The sequence below is a fragment of the Microbacterium sp. NPDC019599 genome, from assembly GCF_040632175.1.
Classification (GTDB): Bacteria; Actinomycetota; Actinomycetes; order Actinomycetales; family Microbacteriaceae; genus Microbacterium.
Genome location: NZ_JBEYBL010000006.1, coordinates 36611 through 56930 on the forward strand (window position 1 = coordinate 36611; position 20320 = coordinate 56930).

Annotated in this window: 18 protein-coding genes; 12 read left to right on the forward strand and 6 right to left on the reverse strand. The window is 72.0% G+C overall.

Annotated elements, in window-relative coordinates; translation table 11 throughout:
- The first annotated feature begins 72 nt into the window (after window positions 1–72).
- A complete protein-coding gene (locus ABZ477_RS11840) occupies window positions 73–2001 on the forward strand; it encodes a chorismate-binding protein (protein ID WP_360132821.1) in 1929 nt (642 codons plus the stop codon).
- A gap of 279 nt (window positions 2002–2280) precedes the next feature.
- On the opposite strand, the gene ABZ477_RS11845 is transcribed toward ABZ477_RS11840, so the two are convergent.
- The 3 genes from ABZ477_RS11845 to ABZ477_RS11855 all read right to left on the reverse strand — a co-directional run bounded on the left by ABZ477_RS11845 (window position 2281) and on the right by ABZ477_RS11855 (window position 5305).
- Entirely contained in the window at window positions 2281–3531 is a 1251-nt protein-coding gene (locus ABZ477_RS11845) for a DUF6596 domain-containing protein (protein ID WP_360132824.1), read from the reverse strand.
- Window positions 3528–3896 carry a YciI family protein gene (locus ABZ477_RS11850; protein WP_360132827.1) on the reverse strand — a complete coding sequence of 123 codons (369 nt, stop codon included), beginning with the start codon at window positions 3894–3896 and terminating at the stop codon, window positions 3528–3530. The genes ABZ477_RS11845 and ABZ477_RS11850 overlap by 4 nt, the downstream gene beginning before the upstream one ends.
- An 83-nt stretch (window positions 3897–3979) precedes the next feature.
- The gene (locus tag ABZ477_RS11855) at window positions 3980–5305 is read right to left on the reverse strand and encodes a M50 family metallopeptidase (RefSeq protein WP_360132830.1); all 1326 of its coding nucleotides are present in this window, start codon (window positions 5303–5305) and stop codon (window positions 3980–3982) included.
- A gap of 74 nt (window positions 5306–5379) precedes the next feature.
- On the opposite strand from ABZ477_RS11855, the gene ABZ477_RS11860 reads away from it, so the two are divergent.
- From ABZ477_RS11860 to pflA, 5 genes are all read left to right on the forward strand, one after another.
- Window positions 5380–6006 (forward strand): hypothetical protein, encoded by a 627-nt coding sequence (locus ABZ477_RS11860; protein WP_360132833.1) that lies wholly within the window; start codon window positions 5380–5382, stop codon window positions 6004–6006.
- Between the two features lie 110 nt (window positions 6007–6116).
- On the forward strand, window positions 6117–6848 hold the full coding sequence (locus tag ABZ477_RS11865) for a DUF1775 domain-containing protein (RefSeq protein ID WP_360132836.1): 732 nt from the start codon (window positions 6117–6119) through the stop codon (window positions 6846–6848).
- A 158-nt stretch (window positions 6849–7006) separates the two neighbouring features.
- Window positions 7007–8659, forward strand: coding sequence for a UDP-N-acetylmuramoyl-L-alanyl-D-glutamate--2,6-diaminopimelate ligase (locus ABZ477_RS11870; protein ID WP_360132839.1), 1653 nt, complete (start codon window positions 7007–7009; stop codon window positions 8657–8659).
- 177 nt (window positions 8660–8836) lie between these two features.
- A complete protein-coding gene (gene pflB / locus ABZ477_RS11875; protein WP_360132842.1) occupies window positions 8837–11113 on the forward strand; it encodes a formate C-acetyltransferase in 2277 nt (758 codons plus the stop codon).
- Between the two features lie 8 nt (window positions 11114–11121).
- Window positions 11122–12024 (forward strand): pyruvate formate-lyase-activating protein, encoded by a 903-nt coding sequence (gene pflA / locus ABZ477_RS11880; protein ID WP_360132845.1) that lies wholly within the window; start codon window positions 11122–11124, stop codon window positions 12022–12024.
- Here pflA and dxr read toward each other — a convergent pair.
- A complete protein-coding gene (gene dxr, locus ABZ477_RS11885; RefSeq protein ID WP_360132848.1) occupies window positions 12018–13103 on the reverse strand; it encodes a 1-deoxy-D-xylulose-5-phosphate reductoisomerase in 1086 nt (361 codons plus the stop codon). The two genes, pflA and dxr, sit on opposite strands and share 7 nt — an antisense overlap.
- Before the next feature lie 137 nt (window positions 13104–13240).
- Between dxr and dhaK the strand changes: the two genes are divergently transcribed.
- Genes dhaK through ABZ477_RS11900 form a run of 3 tightly spaced genes read left to right on the forward strand, consistent with a single transcriptional unit; the run spans window position 13241 to window position 15612 of the window.
- Window positions 13241–14233, forward strand: a complete 993-nt coding sequence (gene dhaK / locus ABZ477_RS11890) for a dihydroxyacetone kinase subunit DhaK (RefSeq protein WP_360132851.1) — start codon at window positions 13241–13243, stop codon at window positions 14231–14233.
- Window positions 14234–14251: 18 nt separating this feature from the next.
- The gene (gene dhaL, locus ABZ477_RS11895) at window positions 14252–14890 is read left to right on the forward strand and encodes a dihydroxyacetone kinase subunit DhaL (RefSeq protein WP_360132854.1); all 639 of its coding nucleotides are present in this window, start codon (window positions 14252–14254) and stop codon (window positions 14888–14890) included.
- Entirely contained in the window at window positions 14887–15612 is a 726-nt protein-coding gene (locus tag ABZ477_RS11900; RefSeq protein WP_360132857.1) for an HPr family phosphocarrier protein, read from the forward strand. Before dhaL ends, ABZ477_RS11900 begins: the two co-directional genes overlap by 4 nt.
- 4 nt (window positions 15613–15616) lie before the next feature.
- On the opposite strand, the gene ABZ477_RS11905 is transcribed toward ABZ477_RS11900, so the two are convergent.
- Window positions 15617–16579 (reverse strand): FKBP-type peptidyl-prolyl cis-trans isomerase, encoded by a 963-nt coding sequence (locus ABZ477_RS11905; RefSeq protein WP_360132860.1) that lies wholly within the window; start codon window positions 16577–16579, stop codon window positions 15617–15619.
- 175 nt (window positions 16580–16754) lie between these two features.
- Between ABZ477_RS11905 and ABZ477_RS11910 the strand changes: the two genes are divergently transcribed.
- Window positions 16755–17468: a lysophospholipid acyltransferase family protein gene (locus tag ABZ477_RS11910; protein ID WP_360133413.1), complete on the forward strand. Its 714-nt coding sequence runs from the start codon at window positions 16755–16757 to the stop codon at window positions 17466–17468.
- Between the two features lie 105 nt (window positions 17469–17573).
- Here the strand turns inward: ABZ477_RS11910 and ABZ477_RS11915 are convergent, their stop codons facing one another.
- Entirely contained in the window at window positions 17574–18050 is a 477-nt protein-coding gene (locus ABZ477_RS11915; protein WP_360132863.1) for an OsmC family protein, read from the reverse strand.
- Between the two features lie 53 nt (window positions 18051–18103).
- On the opposite strand from ABZ477_RS11915, the gene ABZ477_RS11920 reads away from it, so the two are divergent.
- Window positions 18104–19093, forward strand: coding sequence for an asparaginase (locus ABZ477_RS11920; protein ID WP_360132866.1), 990 nt, complete (start codon window positions 18104–18106; stop codon window positions 19091–19093).
- 33 nt (window positions 19094–19126) lie between these two features.
- A complete protein-coding gene (gene ald, locus ABZ477_RS11925) occupies window positions 19127–20242 on the forward strand; it encodes an alanine dehydrogenase (protein ID WP_360132868.1) in 1116 nt (371 codons plus the stop codon).
- Window positions 20243–20320: the final 78 nt, after the last annotated feature.

Sequence of the window (20320 nt, forward strand, 5' to 3'; positions counted from 1 at the left end):
TTCCCAGACCACAGACCGCCCCCGGGCGGTCTTTCTGTTGGTGCGACCGCCTGACCCGATGAAAGGCCGGCGATGACTCCGAGCCCCTCACCCCTCACCTCGGCGCTGGCCGGCGCGGAGTCATTCGCGCTCATCGCACGCGACCCCGGGACCGTCGAGCTGCTGACGGGCGAGGTCGTCGATGTCGCGCGCCTCGCCGACATCCCGCTGCTCGACTCCCAGGGTGTCGCGCGCGAGGTGCTCGCGCTCGTGCCCTTCCGCCAGGTCGTCGAGCGCGGCTTCGAGTGCCACGACGACCACGCGCCGCTGCGCTGCCTCATCGTCGACCGCCGCGAGACGTTCACGCGCGCCGACGCGCTCGCCGAGCTGCCGTCGGCGCCGATCCCCCTCCGCGACGCGGGCTTCGACATCCCGGACGAGGAGTACGCCGAGATCGTGCGCCGCGTCATCGCCGACGAGATCGGACGCGGCGAGGGCGCCAACTTCGTCATCCGACGCGACTTCACCGCGTCGGTCGACGCCGACGCGCGGACCGCCGCCCTGACGTGGTTCCGCGCGCTGCTGGAGTACGAGCGCGGCGCCTACTGGACCTTCGCGATCGTCACGCCCGGCCACATCGCCGTCGGCGCGAGCCCCGAGGCGCACGTGAGCGCGCAGGAGGGCGTCGTGACGATGAACCCCATCTCGGGCACGTTCCGCCACCCCGCAGGAGGCGCGACGGCCGAGACGCTGAGCGAGTTCCTCGAGTCGACGAAGGAGACCGAGGAGCTCTTCATGGTCGTCGACGAGGAGCTCAAGATGATGAGCGCCGTCTGCTCCGACGGCGGTCGCATCACGGGTCCGCACCTCAAGGAGATGTCGCGCCTGACGCACACCGAGTACGTCCTGCGCGGCCGCAGCCGCCTCGATCCCCGCGACATCCTCCGCGAGACGATGTTCGCGCCCACCGTCACCGGCTCGCCCATGCAGAATGCCTGCACCGTCATCACGCGCCATGAGAAGACGCCGCGCGGGTACTACTCCGGAGTCGCCGCGCTGTTCACGCCGCGCTCGTCGGCGGATGCTGTCGCCTCCGGCGAGGAGCCGACGCACGACCTCGACGCGCCGATCCTCATCCGCACGGCGTACCTCGTCGACGGGCGGCTGCGTGTGCCGGTCGGTGCGACGCTCGTCCGTCACTCCGATCCGTACGGGGAGGTCGGCGAGACGCACGGCAAGGCCGCAGGCGTGCTCGGCGCGATCGGGGCGATCCCGCGCGACTCGGCCGCCGTGCCATCCGGGATCGACGAGGACGCCCCCGCGGCCGAGCCGCGGCGTCTCGCCGACGACCCCGCGATCGCGTCGCTGCTCCGGTCGCGCAACAGCCGGCTCGCGGCATTCTGGCTGAACCCGCAGGATGCCGACGGCTCGGGTCCGTTCGCGGGCCGGTCGGCGATCGTCGTCGACGTCGAGGACCGCTTCACGACGATGCTCGCCCACCAGCTGCGCCACCTCGGCCTCCATGTCGAGATCGCGCCGTGGAGCGCCGTCACGGACGAGCAGCTCGACGCGGCCGAGCTCGTCGTGTGCGGCCCGGGACCGGGCGACCCGCGCGACACCTCGAGCCCCCGCATCCGTCGCATGCGCGACATCGTGCGGCGTCGCCGCGAGTCGGGCAGGGCGCTCCTCGCAGTGTGCCTCAGCCACCAGATCCTCGCGGATTCGCTGGGGATCGACCTCGCGCCGCTCGACCGCCCGCACCAGGGGCTGCAGAAGTCCGTCGACGTCTTCGGCACGCCGGCGTCGATCGGCTTCTACAACACCTTCACGGCCCGCGTCGAGCCGGGGACGACCGTCGTCGGCGATGCCGAGGTCTCCGCCGACGAGTCGGGCGACGTCTATGCCCTCCGCGGGCCGGGCTTCGCGTCGGTGCAGGGGCACCTCGAGTCGATCCTGTCGAGAGACGGGATGCCGACCCTCGAGCGCCTCGTCGCCCAGGCCCTCTCGCCCGTCGTGGCCTGACCCGTCGTCGTCGGGACCGGACCTTCCGGCCGCCGCAACGTCGCAGATAACCGCACTGCAACGCCGACATGCCGCGGGCCCGTGCGGCGAAGTGGTGATCTGCGACATTGCGGCGCGAAGAATGCTGAAGCCGGGCACCCCGTGGGTCCAGGCTTCGACCCCTCGACGAGCTATGGAACGGTCGCCGAGCCTGTCGATGCGTCGAACCCGAGCCCGGATTCTCGTCGGTGCGGGCTTCGTCCCTCGACGAGCTCGGGGACCGTACCTGCGCGGCCAGGCTCAGCGGGCGAGGCGGGCCTCGATGAGCCGGCGCTCGGCGGCGTTCGCGGTCAGCTCGAGAGCGCGCAGGTCTGCCTCCGTCGCGTCCGAGTCGCGGCCCAGCCACCGCAGGAGGTGCGCGCGCACGGCGTGCCACAAGTGGTAGCCCGACAGGGCGGGCTCGAGGGCGTCCACCTCGGCGAGCGCCGCCGCGGGACCGTCGACCTCCGCGAGCGCGACCGCGCGATTGAGCAGCACGACGGGCGAGCGGTCGTACGCGAGGAGCATGTCGTAGAGCGTCAGCACCTGCAGCCAGTCCGTCTCGGCCGACGTCGCAGCATCCGCGTGGCACGCCGCGATCGCCGCGTGCAGCTGCCATCGACCCGGCCGCCGCAGCATGGCCGCGCGCTCGAGCGAGCGCCGCGCGTCGGCGAGGAGCGCGGCATCCCATCTCGTCCGGTCCTGGTCGCCGAGCAGGACGAGCTCTCCGTCGACGGCGCGGGCGTTCTCGCGCGCCCGGTGGAAGAGGAGGAGGGCGCGCAGGCCGTGAGCCTCGGCCTCGCGCGGGAGCGCCGCAGAGACGACGCCGGCGAGCCACACCGCGTCGTCGGCGAGGTCGCGGTCGGCGGCGGCGTCACCGCCGGCGACGAGGTGCGCCTCGCTGTACATGACCGAGACGACAGTCAGCACGATGTCGAGGCGCTCGGCGCGATCCTCGGGCTCGGGGATGCGGATCGGGATGCCGGCCGCGCCGATCTTGCGCTTCGCGCGCACGATGCGCTGAGCGACGGTCGGCTCCGGCGCGAGGGTCGCGCGCGCGATCTGCGCCGTCGTGAGCCCGCACACCGCCCGCAGAGTGAGGGCGAGCTGCGCGTCGGGCGACAGCGCGGGGTGACAGCATCCGAACAGCAGCGGAAGACGCTCGTCCGCGTCGCCGGCCGTCGGCGGCGGAGGCTCCGGGGCGATCGACGCGAGCTTCTCGCGGTACCGCTTCTCGCGTCGGAGGCGGTCCAGCGCGTTGTGCCGCGCGGCCTGCGTGAGCCACGCGCCGGGATTCGGCGGGATGCCGCGGCCCCGCCACTCGCGCAGCGCCTCCTCGATCGCCTCCGCGACGGACTCCTCGGCGAGGTCGAGGCTGCGCAGCGATCCGGTCAGCGCCGCGACGATGCGGCCGGACTCCTCGCGGACGACCCGCGCGAGCGCCGCGTCGGACGGAGGGGATGCCGCGGCCCCGTCGCGCTCGTCGCGCGGGGCCGCGGCATCCGGAGTCACTGCTCGAACTGGCTGTAGTCGTCGACCATCGGGCGGATCTCGATCGCGACGCCGGGCAGCTCGAGCGAGGGCCAGGTCTTCACGAGCGCGATGGCGGCGTCGAGGTCGGGCATGTCGATGACGCTGAAGCCGCCGACGACCTCCTTCGCCTCCGAGAAGGGGCCGTCCACGACGACCGGCCCGTCCGCGCCGTGCTTGACGGTCGTCGCGGTCGACACCGGGTGCAGCTCGGCACCGCCGTCGGTGATCTGCTCGGAGTTCGTCTGGAACCACTGGTAGATGCGGCCGTAGACCTCCTGCGCGCGCTCCGGCGGCACGGCCGCATCCAGCTCGGGCGTCGAGGTGAACATGATGACGTACTTCACGGTCGTGGTCCTTTCGTCAGGGGAACCGTTTCACCTGCACAGCGAACGGACAACCCCGATTTCGACACACGACGTGAAATCCGTCAGGGACCCAGGATCGAGATGGGATTGAAGATGTCGGCGAGGATCAGGACCCCGCCCATCACGGCGAGCCCGATGACCACGACGAACGTCACGGGGACGAGCTTCGTCGCGTCGACGGGCTTCGGCGGCGGGAGCTTGAAGATCCGCGCCCACACGCGCTTGATCCCCTCCCACAGCGCGACGGCGACGTGTCCGCCGTCGAGCGGGAGGAGCGGGATGAGGTTGAACACGAAGAGCGCGATGTTGAGGGAGGCGAGAAGGCCCAGCATCGCCGACACGCGGTTGAGGATCGGCGCATCGATCGTGGCGACCTCGCCCGCGAGGATGCCCGCGCCGACGACGCTGAGCGGTCCGTTGGGATCGCGCTCCTCGCCCGTGACGAGCGAGACCGCGGCGTCGTAGACCTTGACCGGAAGCTGCCAGATGATCCCGGCGACGGCGCCGACATTCTCGACGGCCGCCTGCGCACCGGACCAGACCGGCTGGCGCACGTACTCGACCTCGGGTCGGATGCCGACGAACCCGAGGGTCGCGGGCTCCTCGGCCGGGTCGTCGGCCGGCGCCGCCAGAACTGCCGCAGGGGTCACGATGATCGTCTGCTGCGAGCCGTCGCGCTCGACGACGAGGGTCAGCGGCTGACCGGGCGACCCCCGGATGATGGCGGATGCCTCGGCGAACGTCGCGACCTCGGTGCCGTCGACGGACAGGATCACGTCGCCGGGCTCGATGCCTGCCTGCGCGGCAGGCGGCGCGGGATCCTCTGCTGAGCACTGCGAACTGAGCGTGGCCGGGACGCATTCCGAGAGCCCCGCGACGGTCGTCGTCGCGGTCTGCACGCCGATGCCGCTGAAGATGATCGTGAAGAGCACGATCGCGAACAGCAGGTTCATGGACGGGCCGCCCAGCATGACCACGATGCGCTTCCAGATCGGCAGCTTGTAGAAGACGCGCTCGTCGTCCTCGCCCTGCAGCGTCTGGTCGTTCGCGGCGCGCGCGTCCTGCACCATCGTCGCGAAGAAGCCGCCCCCGGCACGCCCGTCACGCCCCGTCGAGGCGCCCGCCGCGGCGGCGGCGCGCTCCTTGGGCGACGGCGGGTACATGCCCGCCATCGAGATGTAGCCGCCGAGCGGAATGGCCTTGAAGCCGTACTCCGTCTCGCCCTTGCGGCGCGACCACACCGTGGGTCCGAACCCGATCATGTACTGGCCGACGCGCACGCCGAACCGCTTGGCGGGCCAGAGGTGGCCGAGCTCGTGCAACGCGATCGACACGGCGAGGCCGACGACGAGCACGACGACGCCGATGACGAAAGCGATGGCGGTCACAGGGCAACGGTACCCGCGCATCCCTTTGATTTGGCCGTGTACTCCGGCCGGCCGGTGCGAGGATGGATGACGCCATGCCGCCCGCCGTTCCCCCCGCCCCCGACGAGGGGTCGAGCACCCGCCACACGGCGCGGCAGCTGCGCGCTCTGCGGGGCGTGACGGCGACGGCGGTCACGACGGTCCTCGCCGCGACGGCGCACACGCTGGCCGGCGGCGGCGCTCCCGCGCCCCTCCTCGTGGCGGCCGTCATCCTGCTCGCCGCGCCGGTCGGCGTCGCCCTCGCGGGCCGCCGGCTCGCGCTGTGGCGGCTCGTGCTGATAGTCGCGGCGAGTCAGGTGGTCTTCCACATGGCCTTCGCGGTCACAGCGGGCGCCCGCCCCGCCTCGGCCCTCGGGCACGCGCACCATGAGGTCATCGTCCTGGACGCATCGGCGTCGACCGGCGCGGTGGATCCGCTCATGCTCGCGGCGCACCTCGGGGCGGCGGTCGTCGCGGTCGCCGCGCTCCACCGCGGCGAGCGGATGCTGTCCGCCCTCGCCCACGCGATCCTCAGCCTCATCGCACTGCGCTTCGCCGTGCCGCGGGGCTCGTTCCCGGGCCTGCCTGAGCCCGTCGCCGACGCCGGGCGCAGCATCCGCCCGTCGTCCTTCGTCTCGGATCTGTCGGGGAGGGGCCCGCCGGTCACCGCTGCGGCGCGCTGAGCGCCGCATCCGGATCATCCGGCGACCGCCCGCCTGCTGCGGATCGTCAGCCGACCCTTTCGCGCGCGATCGGCGCCGCCTTCGCGCGCGCAGACAGAGAGACAGACCTCATGAACAGCACGACCACCCGTCCCGCCCGCCGCCTCGCCCTCCTCGCGGGAGGCGGAGTCGCGGGCCTCGCCCTCGCGGTCGCCGCCCCACTCGCGGCGTCGGCCCACGTCCATGTCTCCCCCGAGACCGCGCCGGCGGGGGCGAGCCAGACGCTCGCCTTCACGTTCTCGCACGGCTGCGACGGCTCGCCCACATCGGCCGTCGTCATCGACATCCCCGACGCCGTCGCGGCGACGACGCCGGTCGCGCAGGGCGGCTGGACGATCGCACGCGAGCTCGGCGAGGACGAGCAGCCCACGCGGGTGACCTTCACGAGCGACACCCCCATAGAGTCGGGCGTCCAGGCCTCGGTCGAGCTCGTCGTGACCTTCTCGGAAGGCGCGGCCGGCACCACTGCGGCCTTCCCCGTGACGCAGGAGTGCGTCGAGGGCGAGACCGCGTGGGTCGAGGTCGCGGCGGACGGCGAAGACCCCGAGAGCCTCGAGGCCCCCGCGCCGGTCGTGGCCGTGGGCGAGGTCGCGGCCGACGCGCACGGCCACGGCTCGAGCGCCGGCGCCGCAGACGACGGCGCTCACGATGCCGCCTCCGACGCCGCGGCGGACGCCCACGACGACGCCGCCGCCCCGGCCCCGACAGCCGACCCGGTCGCGCGCTGGCTCGCCGGCGGCGCCCTCGCCGTCGCCGTCGCGACGCTCGTCGTCGTGCTGGCCCGCCTCCGCCGCAAGGCCTGACACCAAGGCCCCTCGAGTTCGTCTCCGTCGAACGCCGGCGGAATCCCGGCGCAGAGCGCGTTCGACGGAGACGAACAAGCCGCCGTCCGGCGTTCGACGGAGACGGACGGAGGGGGCGGCCTGCTGAACCCGGGCGTCGATGAGAGGATTGATGCGCCATGCCTGACGCTCCCTCCAACCTCCCCCCGGTGCTCCGGCCGGAGCACCCGCCCGTCCGCCCGCTCGCCGATCTCGCCGCGCGATTCGCCCGCGATGTCCGCGGCGACGTAGACGGCGTCGCGCTCAGCGGCATCACTCTCGCCACGGCGGACCTGCGCCCCGGCGAGGCGTTCGTCGCGATCCGCGGCACGAACCGTCACGGCGCGGAGTTCGCGCATATCGCCGCAGAGAAGGGCGCTGTCGCGATCGTGACGGATGCCGACGGCGCCGACCTCGCCGAGAGCGCCGGGCTGCCGATCGTCGTCGTGGACGACCCCCGCGGCCTCCTCGGCGACCTGTCCGCGTGGGTGTACGGGACGGCCCCGGGCGACGACCTGCCGCTCCTGTTCGGCACGACCGGCACGAACGGCAAGACGAGCGTCTCGCACCTCCTCGAGGGGATCCTCGGCCAGCTCGGCGTCGTGACGGGCCTCTCCTCGACCGCGGAGCGGCACATCGCGGGCGAGGTCATCGTGTCGCGCCTCACGACCCCCGAGGCATCCGAGTTCCACGCGCTCCTCGCCCTCATGCGCGAGCGCGGCGTCGAGGCCGTCGCCGTCGAGGTCAGCGCGCAGGCTCTGAGCCGCCACCGCGTCGACGGCCTCCTCTTCGACGTCGCGGGCTTCACGAACCTCAGCCACGACCACCTCGACGACTACGCGGACATGCGCGAGTACTTCGAGGCGAAGCTCCCCCTGTTCCGTTCCGACCGCTCGCGACGGGCCGTCATCTCGCTCGACTCGACGCCGGGCCTCGAAGTGGTCGAGCGCTCCGAGGTCCCGTACGTCACTGTGGGCACGCCCGCCATCGCGGCGGATCCGGATGCCGCGGCCTCCGCCGACTGGACCGTCGAGATCCTCGACGAGCGCCCGAACGGCACGACGTTCACGCTCGCGTCGAAGGACGGCCGGTCGCTCACGACGGTCGTGCCCGTCATCGGCCGGCACATGGCCGCGAACGCGGGCCTCGCGATCGTCATGATCCTCGAGGGCGGCTACTCGTGGGAGGCCCTCGTCGCCGCCCTCGACGGCGGCCGCATCGACGCGTACCTCCCGGGTCGCACGCAGCTCGTCTCGGGCGACAGCGGACCAGCCGTCTACGTGGACTTCGGCCACTCGCCCGACGCCTTCGAGAAGACGCTCGCCGCCGTCCGCCGCGTCACTCCCGGCACCGTCGTCATGCTCGTCGGCGCCGACGGCGACCGCGACGCGACGAAGCGCCACGACATGGGACGCACGGCGGTCGAGGGGAGCGACATCCTCGTCATCACCGACCACCACCCCCGCTTCGAAGACCCCGAATCGATCCGCGCGACCCTCATCGAGGGGGCGCGCCGCGCCCGACCGGATGCCGAGATCCACGAGTTCTCGCCGCCCGAGCGCGCGATCCTCGAGGCGATCGCCCTCGTGGGCGACGGCGACGCGATCCTGTGGGCGGGCCCGGGGCACCAGGACTACCGCGACATCCGCGGCGTGCGCACTCCGTACTCGGCGCGCGAGCTCTCTCGTCGCGGCCTCGCGGCGGCGGGCTGGCCCGTGCCCGAGCCGCACTGGCCCGTGCCGTACCCCGACGACGAGACGCCGCTCTCCGATCCGTCGCGCGAGTGGCGCTGACAACCGATCCTTTGTGGTCTGACCACAATCGCCCGGCCCGCTGCGGCCGGGCGATTGTGCTTTGCGTGCAACTTCGCCATGTGGTCTGACCACAGGCGATACCCTCTTTCCAAGGCCGCACCGCGCACTTCCCTGAGGCTCTCGGCGCGACCTGCTCGACCAGGAAGGAAGCACACCATGAGCATCGTCAGCCCCACCGGCACCCGCACCAACGAGGGCGCTGACGTCCTCCCCGCCGCCTGGGAGGGATTCGCCGCCGGACCCTGGCAGGACAGCGTCGACGTGCGCGACTTCATCCAGCGCAACTACACGCCGTACACCGGCGACGACGCGTTCCTCGCGGGCCCGACCGAGCGGACGACGCGCATCTGGACGATCCTCTCCGGCATGTTCCCGGAGGAGCGCGAGAAGGGCGTCTACGACGTCGACCCGCACACGCCCGCGGCCATCACATCCCACGCTCCCGGATACATCTCGCGCGACGACGAGGTCATCGTGGGCCTCCAGACCGACGCGCCCCTCAAGCGCGCCATCATGCCCAACGGCGGCTGGCGCATGGTCGAGGGCGCCCTGGACACCTACGGCTACGAGGTCGACGAGGACGTCAAGCGGATCTACGCACACCGCAAGACCCACAACGAAGGCGTCTTCGACGTCTACCCGCCCTCGGTCCGCGCCGCCCGCAGCTCGCACATCATCACGGGCCTGCCCGACGCCTATGGCCGCGGCCGGATCATCGGCGACTACCGCCGCGTCGCCCTCTACGGCGTCGACGCGCTCATCCAGGCGAAGAAGCTCGACAAGCTGACGCTCGACACGGCGCCCTTCGGCGAAGAGGTCGTCCGACAGCGCGAGGAGCATGCCGAGCAGCTGCGCGCGCTCGCCGAGCTCAAGGAGATGGCGGCCTCGTACGGCTTCGACATCTCGCAGCCCGCCCGCACCGCCAAGGAGGCCGTGCAGTGGCTGTACTTCGCCTACCTCGGCGCCGTGAAGGAGCAGAACGGCGCGGCGATGTCGCTCGGCCGCACGTCGACCTTCCTCGACGTCTTCATCGAGCGCGACCTCGCCGCCGGCATCCTGACCGAATCCGAGGCGCAGGAGATCATCGACGACTTCGTCATCAAGCTGCGCATCGTGCGCTTCCTCCGCACGCCCGAATACGACGCCCTCTTCTCCGGCGACCCCACCTGGGTCACCGAGTCGATCGCCGGCATGGGCGAGGACGGCCGGCCCCTGGTCACGAAGAACTCGTTCCGCTACCTGCAGACGCTCTACAACCTGGGTCCGGCACCGGAGCCGAACATGACGGTGTTCTGGAGCCCCGAGCTCCCGAAGGGCTTCAAGGACTACTGCGCCCGCGTCTCGATCGACACGTCGGCCGTGCAGTACGAGTCGGACGAGCTCATCCGCGGCTCGTGGGGTGACGACGCGGCCATCGCGTGCTGCGTCTCGCCCATGCGCGTCGGCAAGCAGATGCAGTTCTTCGGCGCCCGCGTCAACCTCGCCAAGACCCTCCTGTACGCCGTCAACGGCGGACGCGACGAGGTCAGCGGCAAGCAGGTCTCACCGGCCGAGCAGCCCGTCGGCGACGGCCCGCTCGAGTTCGAGGACGTCATGGCCCGCTTCGACCGCACGATGGACTGGCTCGCCGCGACGTACGTCGAGGCCCTCAACTGCATCCACTGGTCGCACGACAAGTACGCGTACGAGCGCCTGGAGATGGCCCTCCACGACAAGGAGGTCCTCCGGACGATGGCCTGCGGCATCGCCGGCCTCTCCGTCGCCGCCGACTCGCTCTCCGCGATCAAGTACGCCACCGTGACCCCGGTCCGCGACGAGCGCGGCATCGTCGTCGACTACGTCACCGAGGGCGCCTTCCCCGTCTTCGGCAACGACGACGACCGTGCCGACGCCATCGCCGTCGACCTCGTCGAGCGCTTCATGGCGAAGATCCGCACGCACCCGATGTACCGCGACGCGCTGCCGACCCAGTCGGTCCTGACGATCACGTCGAACGTCGTGTACGGCAAGGCGACGGGCAACACACCCGACGGCCGCCGCGCGGGCGAGCCCTTCGCGCCGGGCGCCAACCCGATGAACGGACGAGACACGCACGGGATGCTGGCATCCGCCCTCTCCGTCGCGAAGCTGCCGTACGACCAGGCGCAGGACGGCATCTCGCTCACCAACACCGTCGTGCCGGCGGGCCTCGGCCGCACCCAGGAGGAGCGCATCGCGAACCTCGCGGGTCTGCTCGACGCGTACGTCGGGTCGGACGGGTACCACATGAACGTCAACGTCCTCAACCGCGAGACGCTCCTGGACGCCATGGAGCACCCGGAGAACTACCCGCAGCTGACGATCCGCGTGTCGGGCTACGCCGTCAACTTCGTGCGCCTGACGCGCGAGCAGCAGCTCGACGTCCTCTCGCGCACCTTCCACGGCGCCGTCTGAGCCCGATCATGGCCGCCATCCTGATCCCCTCGCCGCTCCCGGCGGACGCGACGCGCCTCGAGGCGCCGACCGCCGCCGGGACCGTCCGGGCGGATGCCGGCCTCGACGGCCTCGCGGTCGCCGACGTGGAGCGCGCCGAGCGCCTCGCCGCAATGCGGGAGGGGCGCCTCGGCTCGGTCCACTCGTGGGAGCTCGTGACGGCCGTCGACGGCCCCGGCACCCGCCTCACGGTGTTCCTGAGCGGGTGCCCGCTGCGGTGCCTCTACTGCCACAACCCCGACACGCTCGCCATGAAGGACGGCAAGCCCGTCTCGGCGGACGAGATCCTCGCGCGCGTCGCGCGCTACCGCGGCGTCTTCGCCGCGACGGGCGGCGGCCTGACCCTGTCGGGCGGCGAAGTGCTCATGCAGCCCGCGTTCGCGGCCCGGATCCTCCGCGGCGCGAAGGAGCTCGGCATCCACACGGCCCTCGACACGTCGGGCTACCTCGGTGCGAACGCGTCCGACGCGATGCTCGACGATACCGACCTCGTGCTGCTGGACGTCAAGTCCGGCGACCGCGAGACCTACCAGCGGGTCACGGGCCGTGAACTCGAGCCCACCCTCGCCTTCGGCGAGCGCGTCGCGCGCCGCGCCGACGGCCCCGCCCTGTGGATCCGCTTCGTGCTCGTCCCGGGCCTCACCGACGACGTCGCGAACGTCGAGGCCGTCGCGCGCTACGCCGCGTTCCTCGAAGCGATCCGCCCCGGCGCCGTGGCCCGTGTCGAGGTGCTGCCGTTCCACCAGATGGGGCGCTCGAAGTGGGAGGCGATCGGGCGGACGTACGAGCTCGACGACACCCCCGCACCCGGCGTCGAGCTCGTCGATCGCGTGCGCGGACAGTTCCGCGCCCACGGCCTCACGACCTACTGACGCGCGGCGATCACGCGGTCGGCGGTCTTCCGGGCCCACGCCTCCGCGGCCGCGAGCGATTCCCGCGAGAGCGACGCGGGCGCCTCGTGCGCCTCGACGACCCGCTCGATCGTCTCGACGATGCCGAGGAACGGCAGCGCACCCTCGTGGAATGCGTCGACCGCCTGCTCGTTCGCGGCGTTGAAGACGGCGGGATACGTCCCGCCGGCGCGCCCGACCCGCTTGGCGAGCCGCACCGCCGGGAACGCCTCGTCGTCCAGCGGCTCGAAGTCCCACGACGACGCTTTCGTCCAGTCCAGCGGCCGCCCCACGCCGGCCACGCGGCTGGGCCAGTCCAGTCCGAGCGAGATCGGCAGCCGCATGTCGGGCGGCGAGGCCTGCGCGATCGTCGAGCCGTCCACGAACTCGACCATCGAGTGCACGATCGACTGCGGATGCACGACGACGTCGATGCGGTCGAAGGGCACGTCGAACAGCAGGTGCGCCTCGATGACCTCGAGGCCCTTGTTGACGAGGGTCGCGGAGTTGGTCGTGACGACCCGCCCCATGTCCCACGTGGGGTGCGCGAGGGCCTCGGCGGGGGTGACGTCCGCGAGCGACGCGCGGTCGCGTCCGCGGAAGGGGCCGCCGGATGCTGTCAGCACGAGCCGGCGCACCTCTTCGTCCTCACCCGACCGGAGCGCCTGCGCGATCGCGGAGTGCTCCGAGTCGACGGGCACGATCTGGCCCGGCTTGGCGCGCGACGTCACGAGCGTCCCGCCCACGATGAGGGACTCCTTGTTCGCGAGCGCGAGCGTGCGGCCGCATTCGAGCGCCGCGAGCGTCGGGCCGAGGCCAACCGAGCCCGTGATGCCGTTGAGCACGACATCCGCCTCGACGTCGCGGACGAGCTGCTCCGCCTCGTCCGCCCCGAACGCCGTGTACTCGACGTCGAACTCGTCGGCCTGCGCCGCGACGAGCTCGCGGTTGGAGCCGGCCGCGAGGCCCACGAGCTCGAACTTCCGGGGATTGGCCCGGATGACGTCGAGCGCCTGGGTTCCGATGGAGCCGGTTGAGCCGAGGATCAGGACGCGCCGCACCCGGAAAGCCTAACGGCCGGGGTGCGGCCGCCGTCGAGTGACAGCGGGTGGGCCGCAGCAAGCGGAGGCTTGCCGCTCCTCGGCGCACGCGGGATCCTCGGAGGCATCGCCGCCTGATCCGAGAAGAGCGAGCCGCAATGAAGAAGTTCATCAACGACCCCGCCCACGTCCTGGCCGAGGCTCTCCGCGGCGTCGCCGCTGCCCACCCCGACCTCCGCGTCGACCACGACAACCGGGTGATCTACCGCTCCGAGCCGACGCGCGCGGGCAAGGTCGCCCTCGTATCCGGCGGCGGATCCGGACACGAGCCCCTGCACGGCGGCTTCGTGGGAATCGGGATGTTGGACGCCGCGTGCGCCGGCGAGGTCTTCACGTCGCCGACCCCCGACCAGATGCTCGCGGCGACCAAGGCCGTCGACAGTGGAGCCGGCGTCCTCCTCATCGTCAAGAACTACACCGGCGACGTGCTCAACTTCGAGATGGCGGCCGAGCTCGCCGCCGCGGAGGGCGTGCGCGTCGCCTCGATCGTCGTGAACGACGACGTCGCGGTGGAGGACTCCACCTGGACCGCGGGCCGCCGAGGCGTCGGCACGACCGTCATCCTGGAGAAGGTCGTGGGTGCGGCCGCCGAGGACGGGTACGACCTGGAGGCGGTCCGCGCACTCGCGGAGCGCGTGAACACGGCCGGCCGTTCGATGGGCGTCGCCCTCACGAGCGGCACCGTTCCCACGGCGGGCAAGCCGACGTTCGACCTGCCGGAGGACGAGATGGAGGTCGGCGTCGGCATCCACGGCGAGCCCGGCCGTCATCGCGTGCCGCTCGCGTCGGCGCACGAGATCGCGAAGATGCTCGTCGACCCGATCGTCCACGACTACGACGCTTCGGGGCCGGCCATCGTCATGCTCAACGGTCTCGGCGGCACGCCCCTCATCGAGCTCTACCTCCTGTACGGAGAGGTCGCGCCGCTCCTCGAGGCGGCAGGCGTCTCGATCGCCCGGAACCTGGTCGGCGACTACATCACGAGCCTCGACATGGCAGGGGCATCCCTGACGGTCGTCAAGGCGGATGACGAGCTGCTGCGACTGTGGGATGCTCCCGTCAGCACTCCCGGACTCCGCTGGGGCGCGTGACGCACGGGGACGACGACGATGGCCGACATCACGACCGCTCAGCTCATCGACTGGCTCCGGCGCTTCCAGGCGCTCGTGTCGGAGCACCAGCACGAGCTCACCGAGCTCGACTCCGTCATCGGCGACGCCGACCACGGAGCCAACATGGTGCGCGGCATGAACGCCGTCGTCGGCACGCTCGACGCCGACGGCTCGGCGGCGGCCGATCTGCTCAAGTCCGTCGGGATGACGCTCGTCACGAGCGTCGGCGGCGCGAGCGGTCCGCTCTACGGGACGTTCTTCCTGCGCCTGGGCATGAGCGCGGGCGCCGCCCGGGAGCTCGACGCGCGAGCACTCGGATCGGCGCTGCGCGCTGGCCTGGACGGCATCGTCGCGCGCGGCAAGGCCGAGCTCGGCGACAAGACGATGGTCGACGCGATGGAGCCCGCCGTGACGGCTTGGGAGACCACGGTCGACGACGGAGGCACGGCGGCCGAGGCATCCGCCGCCGCTGCCGCCGCCGCCGCGACGGGCCGGGACGCCACGATCCCGCTCGTCGCCCGCAGGGGGCGAGCGAGCTATCTCGGCGAGCGCAGTGCGGGTCACCTCGACCCCGGCGCGACGTCGACCGCCCTGCTCTTCACGGCCCTCGCCGATGCGCTGGGCGGGCTGACGTGATCGGCATCGTCGTCGTCTCGCACTCTCCCGCCCTCGCGCGCGCGGCCGTCGAGGTCGCGCTCGAGATGGCCGCGGCATCCCCTCCTCCCGTGAGGGTCGCCGCGGGCGCCGCGGGGGGTGCGACGGGGACGGATGCTGTCGCCATCGCCGCCGCGATCGACGAGGTCGCCTCGCCCGACGGCGTCCTCGTCCTCATGGACCTCGGATCGGCGGTGCTGAGCTCCGGCATGGCGCTGGAGTTCGTCACGACGGACGCACCGGTCGTCCTCAGCGCCGCGCCCTTCGTCGACGGGCTCATCGCCGCCGTCGTGACGGCGGCGTCGGGTGCCGACCTCGCGACGGTGGACGCCGAGGCGACGCGTGCTCTCGAGGCGAAGGCCGTTCAGCTCGATCGGCGCGACGCCGTGGCGCCGGACGCGAATCCGGCCGCGGCCGAGGCCGAGGGCGCGTGCTCGTTCGAGGCCGTCATCCGCAATGCGTCCGGGCTGCACGCGCGTCCCGCGGCGACGTTCGTCAAGACCGCCGGCCTCTACGACGCCCGCGTCACGGTGACCGATCTCGACTCGGGCAGCGGGCCTGTCTCGGCGACGAGCCTGGCCTCGCTCATGGCGCTCGGCGTCGGTCAGGGCACGCGCGTGCGGATCGAGGCGACCGGCCCTCAGGCGGCGGAGGCCGCCGGCGAGCTCGCCGAACTCGTCGCTGCGGGGTTCGGCGAGCTCTGAGGCCTTACTGCGCGGGCGCCTTCGCGACGGCGAGGATGTCGACGACGAAGACGAGCGTCTGGCCGGTGAGGTCGGCGTCGTTGATCTCGCCCTCGCCGTAGGCCATAGCGGGCGGGAGCACCGCGATGACCTGCGAGCCGACCGTCTCGCCGGTCACAGCCTCGCTGAAGCCCTCGACGACGCCAGATCCCACTGTGAAGCTGAAGGGCTGCTTGCCCCACGACTCGTCGAATACTTCGCCCGTGTCCCACGAGACGCCGTGGTACTGCACGAGGACGGAATCGCCCGCCTCGACGACGGGACCGTCACCCTCGAGGAGGGTGGCCTTCTCGAACTCCGTCGGCATGTCGCCCTCGGGGAGGGTGACGGTCGGAGAGCCGTCCTCTTCGAGCTCGACCGTCGGCATGCCGTCGACGGGCTCCTGCGGCTCGCCCCACGCGGCCGAGGGGACCGTGCCCAGCACGTCGATGATGTACACCTGCGCGGGGGTGCCCTGATCCTCGGAGCCCGGGAACGCCGAGACGTAGCGCGAGCCCGGCTTGGCGCAGCCGACGAGCTGGCCCAGTGCGCTGTCCGGCGAGACCTGCTGCGGCAGGAGGTCGTCGTTGTAGCCCTGCGAGGCGAGCTTCTCGCCCGTCTCCGCATTGAAGGCCGACAGCGCGAGCGTCAGGAGGTCGCCCGCCACCGCCGGGTCACCGGACCCCTCCTCGACGGCCGTCGTCTGCAGTTCCGCGATCTCCAGCGGCGTCTCGAACTCGGCGGTCGACTCCTCGCCCACCTCGCCGTCGACCGTGACCGCCTCGACGGCGTCGCCGGAGGGAGCCTGCGCCGCACAGAGGTCGGCTGCGGTCGTCGCCGTCGCCGAGGGCGTCGCCTCGGACTCGGACGGCCCGGCGGAGGAGCATCCCGCGAGCAGCACGCCCGAGAGGGCGAGGGCGGAGAGGAAGGTGATCGAGCGAGTGCGCACGGAGGAACCTCGTTGATTCGGTAAGGGGAATCTCCATCTTCGCCCAGATTTCCTCGGTCTGTGCTGAGAACCCGCCATGCCGCCCGCGGAATGAAGGGGAGAGTACCCTCGATGGGTGACTTCCACGGATCCTGTCGACCTCTCGCCGAGCGAGCAGGAGCCGCCCACGACCCGCATGGGATTCACCTACACGCTCGGCCGCTTCCTCATCGCGTCGATCGGCCGCCTCGTGTACCGTCCGCACGTCGAGGGAACGCACACGGTTCCCACGGTCGGGCCCGTCATCTTCGCGAGCAACCACCTGTCGTTCCTCGACTCGATCGCCATCCCGGTCGCCGCTCCCCGCCCCGTGCACTTCCTCGCCAAGGCGAGCTACTTCGAGGGCAAGGGCGCCTCCGGCTGGTTCTCACGCACCTTCTTCACGTCGATCGGCGCGATCCCGGTCCAGCGCGGCGCGGGCCAGGCGGCGCTGGACGCCCTGGACCAGCAGCGACGACTGCTCGAGGAGGGCAAGGCCGTCGCGCTCTACCCCGAGGGCACCCGCTCCCTCGACGGCCGCCTCTACAAGGGCCGGACAGGCGTCGCGTTCCTCGCGCTCGAGACGGGCGCCAAGGTCGTGCCCGTCGGACTGATCGGCACCGACAAGGCCATGCCCGTCGGCGCGAAGCGGCCGTCGATGAAGGAGCGCGTCACCGTCAAGTTCGGTGAGCCGCTCGACCTCGCGCACCACGGCCCCGCCTCCTCCGGCAAGGCCCGCCGGCTCGCGACGGACGAGATCATGGCCGCGATCCACGCCCTCTCGGGGCAGGAGCTCGCGAACGCCTACAACGAGGCGCCCGCCCACGGCATCGACCGCATCAAGCAGGTCCTCCCCCACGAGCGCCGCTGAGCTCCCCGCCCCACCCACCCGAGCACAGGTCAATCACGCATCCGCAGGCCGATCTGCGCCGGATCGTCCTGTGGACGCGTGGTTGACCTGTCGATGCGGGGCGGATCAGTCCCGCGCGACATGTACGGTCGGCTCGTGCCGGACGGGGAAGTTGACCGAGTTCGCGATGAAGCACCACGCGTGCGCCTGCTCGTGAGCGGCGGTCGCGGCATCCGTCATCGACGCGTCCGCGACCGTCACGTGCGGGCGCAGCACGACCTCGGTGAACCGGCCGCCACCGCGTCCGTCCTCGACCATGACACCGGATGCCTCGTCCCGATAGCCGACGACGACGACACCGGCCTGCACGCACGCGTGGAGGTACGACAGCAGGTGACACTCGCTCAGCGACGCCAGCAGCAGGTCCTCGGGGTTCCACTTCGCTCGATCGCCGCGGAAGGGCTTGTCGCTGGAGGCCAGGAGCGTCGGCTTGCCCTCGATCTCGATCGTGACGGAGCGGTCGTAGTCGCGGTATCCGCTCGTCCCCGTGCCTCGATCGCCCGTCCAGGTGGAGGTGACGTCGTAGCGGTGCTCCCCGAACATCCGCCCAGTCTGACACGCCGTGGCGCGCCGGGACGCGGCGGTAGGCTGGCGTGGTGCCGCAGACCTTCGCCGCAGCCGATGCCGTCGAACTCGCCGTCGTCGAACGCAGCGGATTCGTCGAGTCGCGTCACGTCGGGTCGGCCATCGTCCTCTCGCCCGACGGCATCGTCGCCGCGCAGCTCGGCGACGTCACGACGCCGATCCTGCCCCGGTCGAGCCTCAAGCCCCTCCAGGCGCTCGCGTGCCTCACGGCCGGCGCTCCGCTCGAGGATGAGCGCCTCGCGCTGGCCACGGCGAGCCACTCCGGGACCGACCGCCACGTCTCCGCCGTGCGCGACATCCTCGACGCCGCGCGGCTCGGCGAGGACGCGCTCGCCTGCCCGCCCGCGTGGCCGACCGACCAGGCGACGCGCGACGAGATGGTCCGCGAGCACTACGAGCCGGCCCGGATCCGCATGAACTGCTCGGGCAAGCACGCCGCGATGCTGCTCGCGTGCAGCGTCAACGGCTGGGATCCGCGGGGCTACCTCGACCCCGAGCATCCCGTGCAGGCCCACATCCGCGACGTCGTCGAGCGCCTCATCGGCGAGAAGGCGGTCGCGACGGCGGTCGACGGATGCGGCGCGCCCGTGTACGCGACGAGCCTCGCGGGCCTCGCCAAGGCGATCCACCGCATCGGCACGGCGTCGCAGACGTCGCCGTTCGCCCTGCACCGCAGCGCGGGCACGCTCGTGCGCGCCGTGCGCGAGCACCCGTGGACCATCGACGGTCCGGGCCGCCCCGACACGATCGCGATCGAGCGCCACGGCGTCTTCGCCAAGGGTGGCGCCGAGGGCGTCATGGTCATGGTCGCGCCGAACGGCACGACGGTGGCCCTGAAGATCCTCGACGGCAGCGGCCGGGCCGCGACCGCCGTCGCACTGCGCCTGCTCGAGCGCGCCGGCGCCCTCCCCTCGGCCGACGTCGCCGAGACGCTGACGAAGCTTCCCCTGTCGGTCTCCGGCGGCGGTACAGGAGTCGGGGCCATCCGCCCCGCTTTCTAGCGAGCTCGCACAACGAGCGGAAAGGAATGATCGATGAGGATCAGCGTCCCCACCGAGATCAAGAACAACGAATACCGCGTCGCGCTGACGCCGTCGGGGGTCCACGACCTCGCCGCGGCCGGCCATGAGGTCTTCGTGCAGCGGGGCGCGGGCCTCGGCTCGTCGATGCCCGACGCCGAGTACGAGGACGCCGGCGCGACGCTGCTCGACGATGCCGCCGACGTGTGGGCGCGTGCCGAGCTGCTGCTCAAGGTCAAAGAGCCCATCGCCTCGGAGTACGGGCACTTCCGCGACGATCTCGTGCTGTTCACGTACCTGCACCTCGCCGCCGACCGCCCGCTGACCGACCGGCTCGTCGCCGACGGCGTCACCGCCATCGCGTACGAGACCGTGCAGCTGCCCGGCGGCGGCCTGCCGCTGCTCGCGCCCATGAGCGAGGTCGCGGGGCGCCTCGCGCCTACCGTCGGCGCCGCGACCCTCATGCGCTCCGCGGGAGGCCTCGGTCTCCTGATGTCGGGCGTGCCCGGCACACGGCCCGCGCGTGTCACGGTGATCGGCGGCGGCGTGGCCGGCGCGAACGCCGCCGTCATCGCGGTGGGCCTGGGCGCCGACGTCACGGTCTTCGACACGAACGTGCAGCGCCTGCGCTATCTCGACGACCACTTCCAAGGCCGGGTGAAGACCGCGGCATCCAATCCCCTGGACCTGGACCGGGCTGTGACCGACTCGGACCTCGTCATCGGGTCGGTGCTCATTCCGGGCGCCAAGGCGCCGAAGCTCGTCACGAACGACATGGTGCGGCGGATGCGCCCGGGAAGCGTCCTCGTCGACATCGCGGTCGACCAGGGCGGATGCTTCGAGGACACGCGCCCGACGACCCACGCCGACCCCACCTTCGCTGTGCACGGCAGCATCTTCTACTGCGTCGCGAACATGCCCGGCGCCGTCCCCAACACCTCGACCTCAGCGCTCACGAACGCGACGCTCCCCTACATCCGGCAGATCGCCCGCCTGGGGTGGAAGGACGCCCTGCGCGCCGACCCCGCCCTCGCTGCCGGGCTCAACACGGTCGACGGCCGGGTGGTGAACCCGGGGGTGGCGACGGCGCACGGCCTCGACCTCGCGCCGCTAGCGGACGCGCTGGCCTGACCCGCGCACTGTTCGCCAAACTTCACGAACGGGGCCCGACACGCCGGAAGGCGCCCCGTTCGTGAAGTCTCGCGCCCG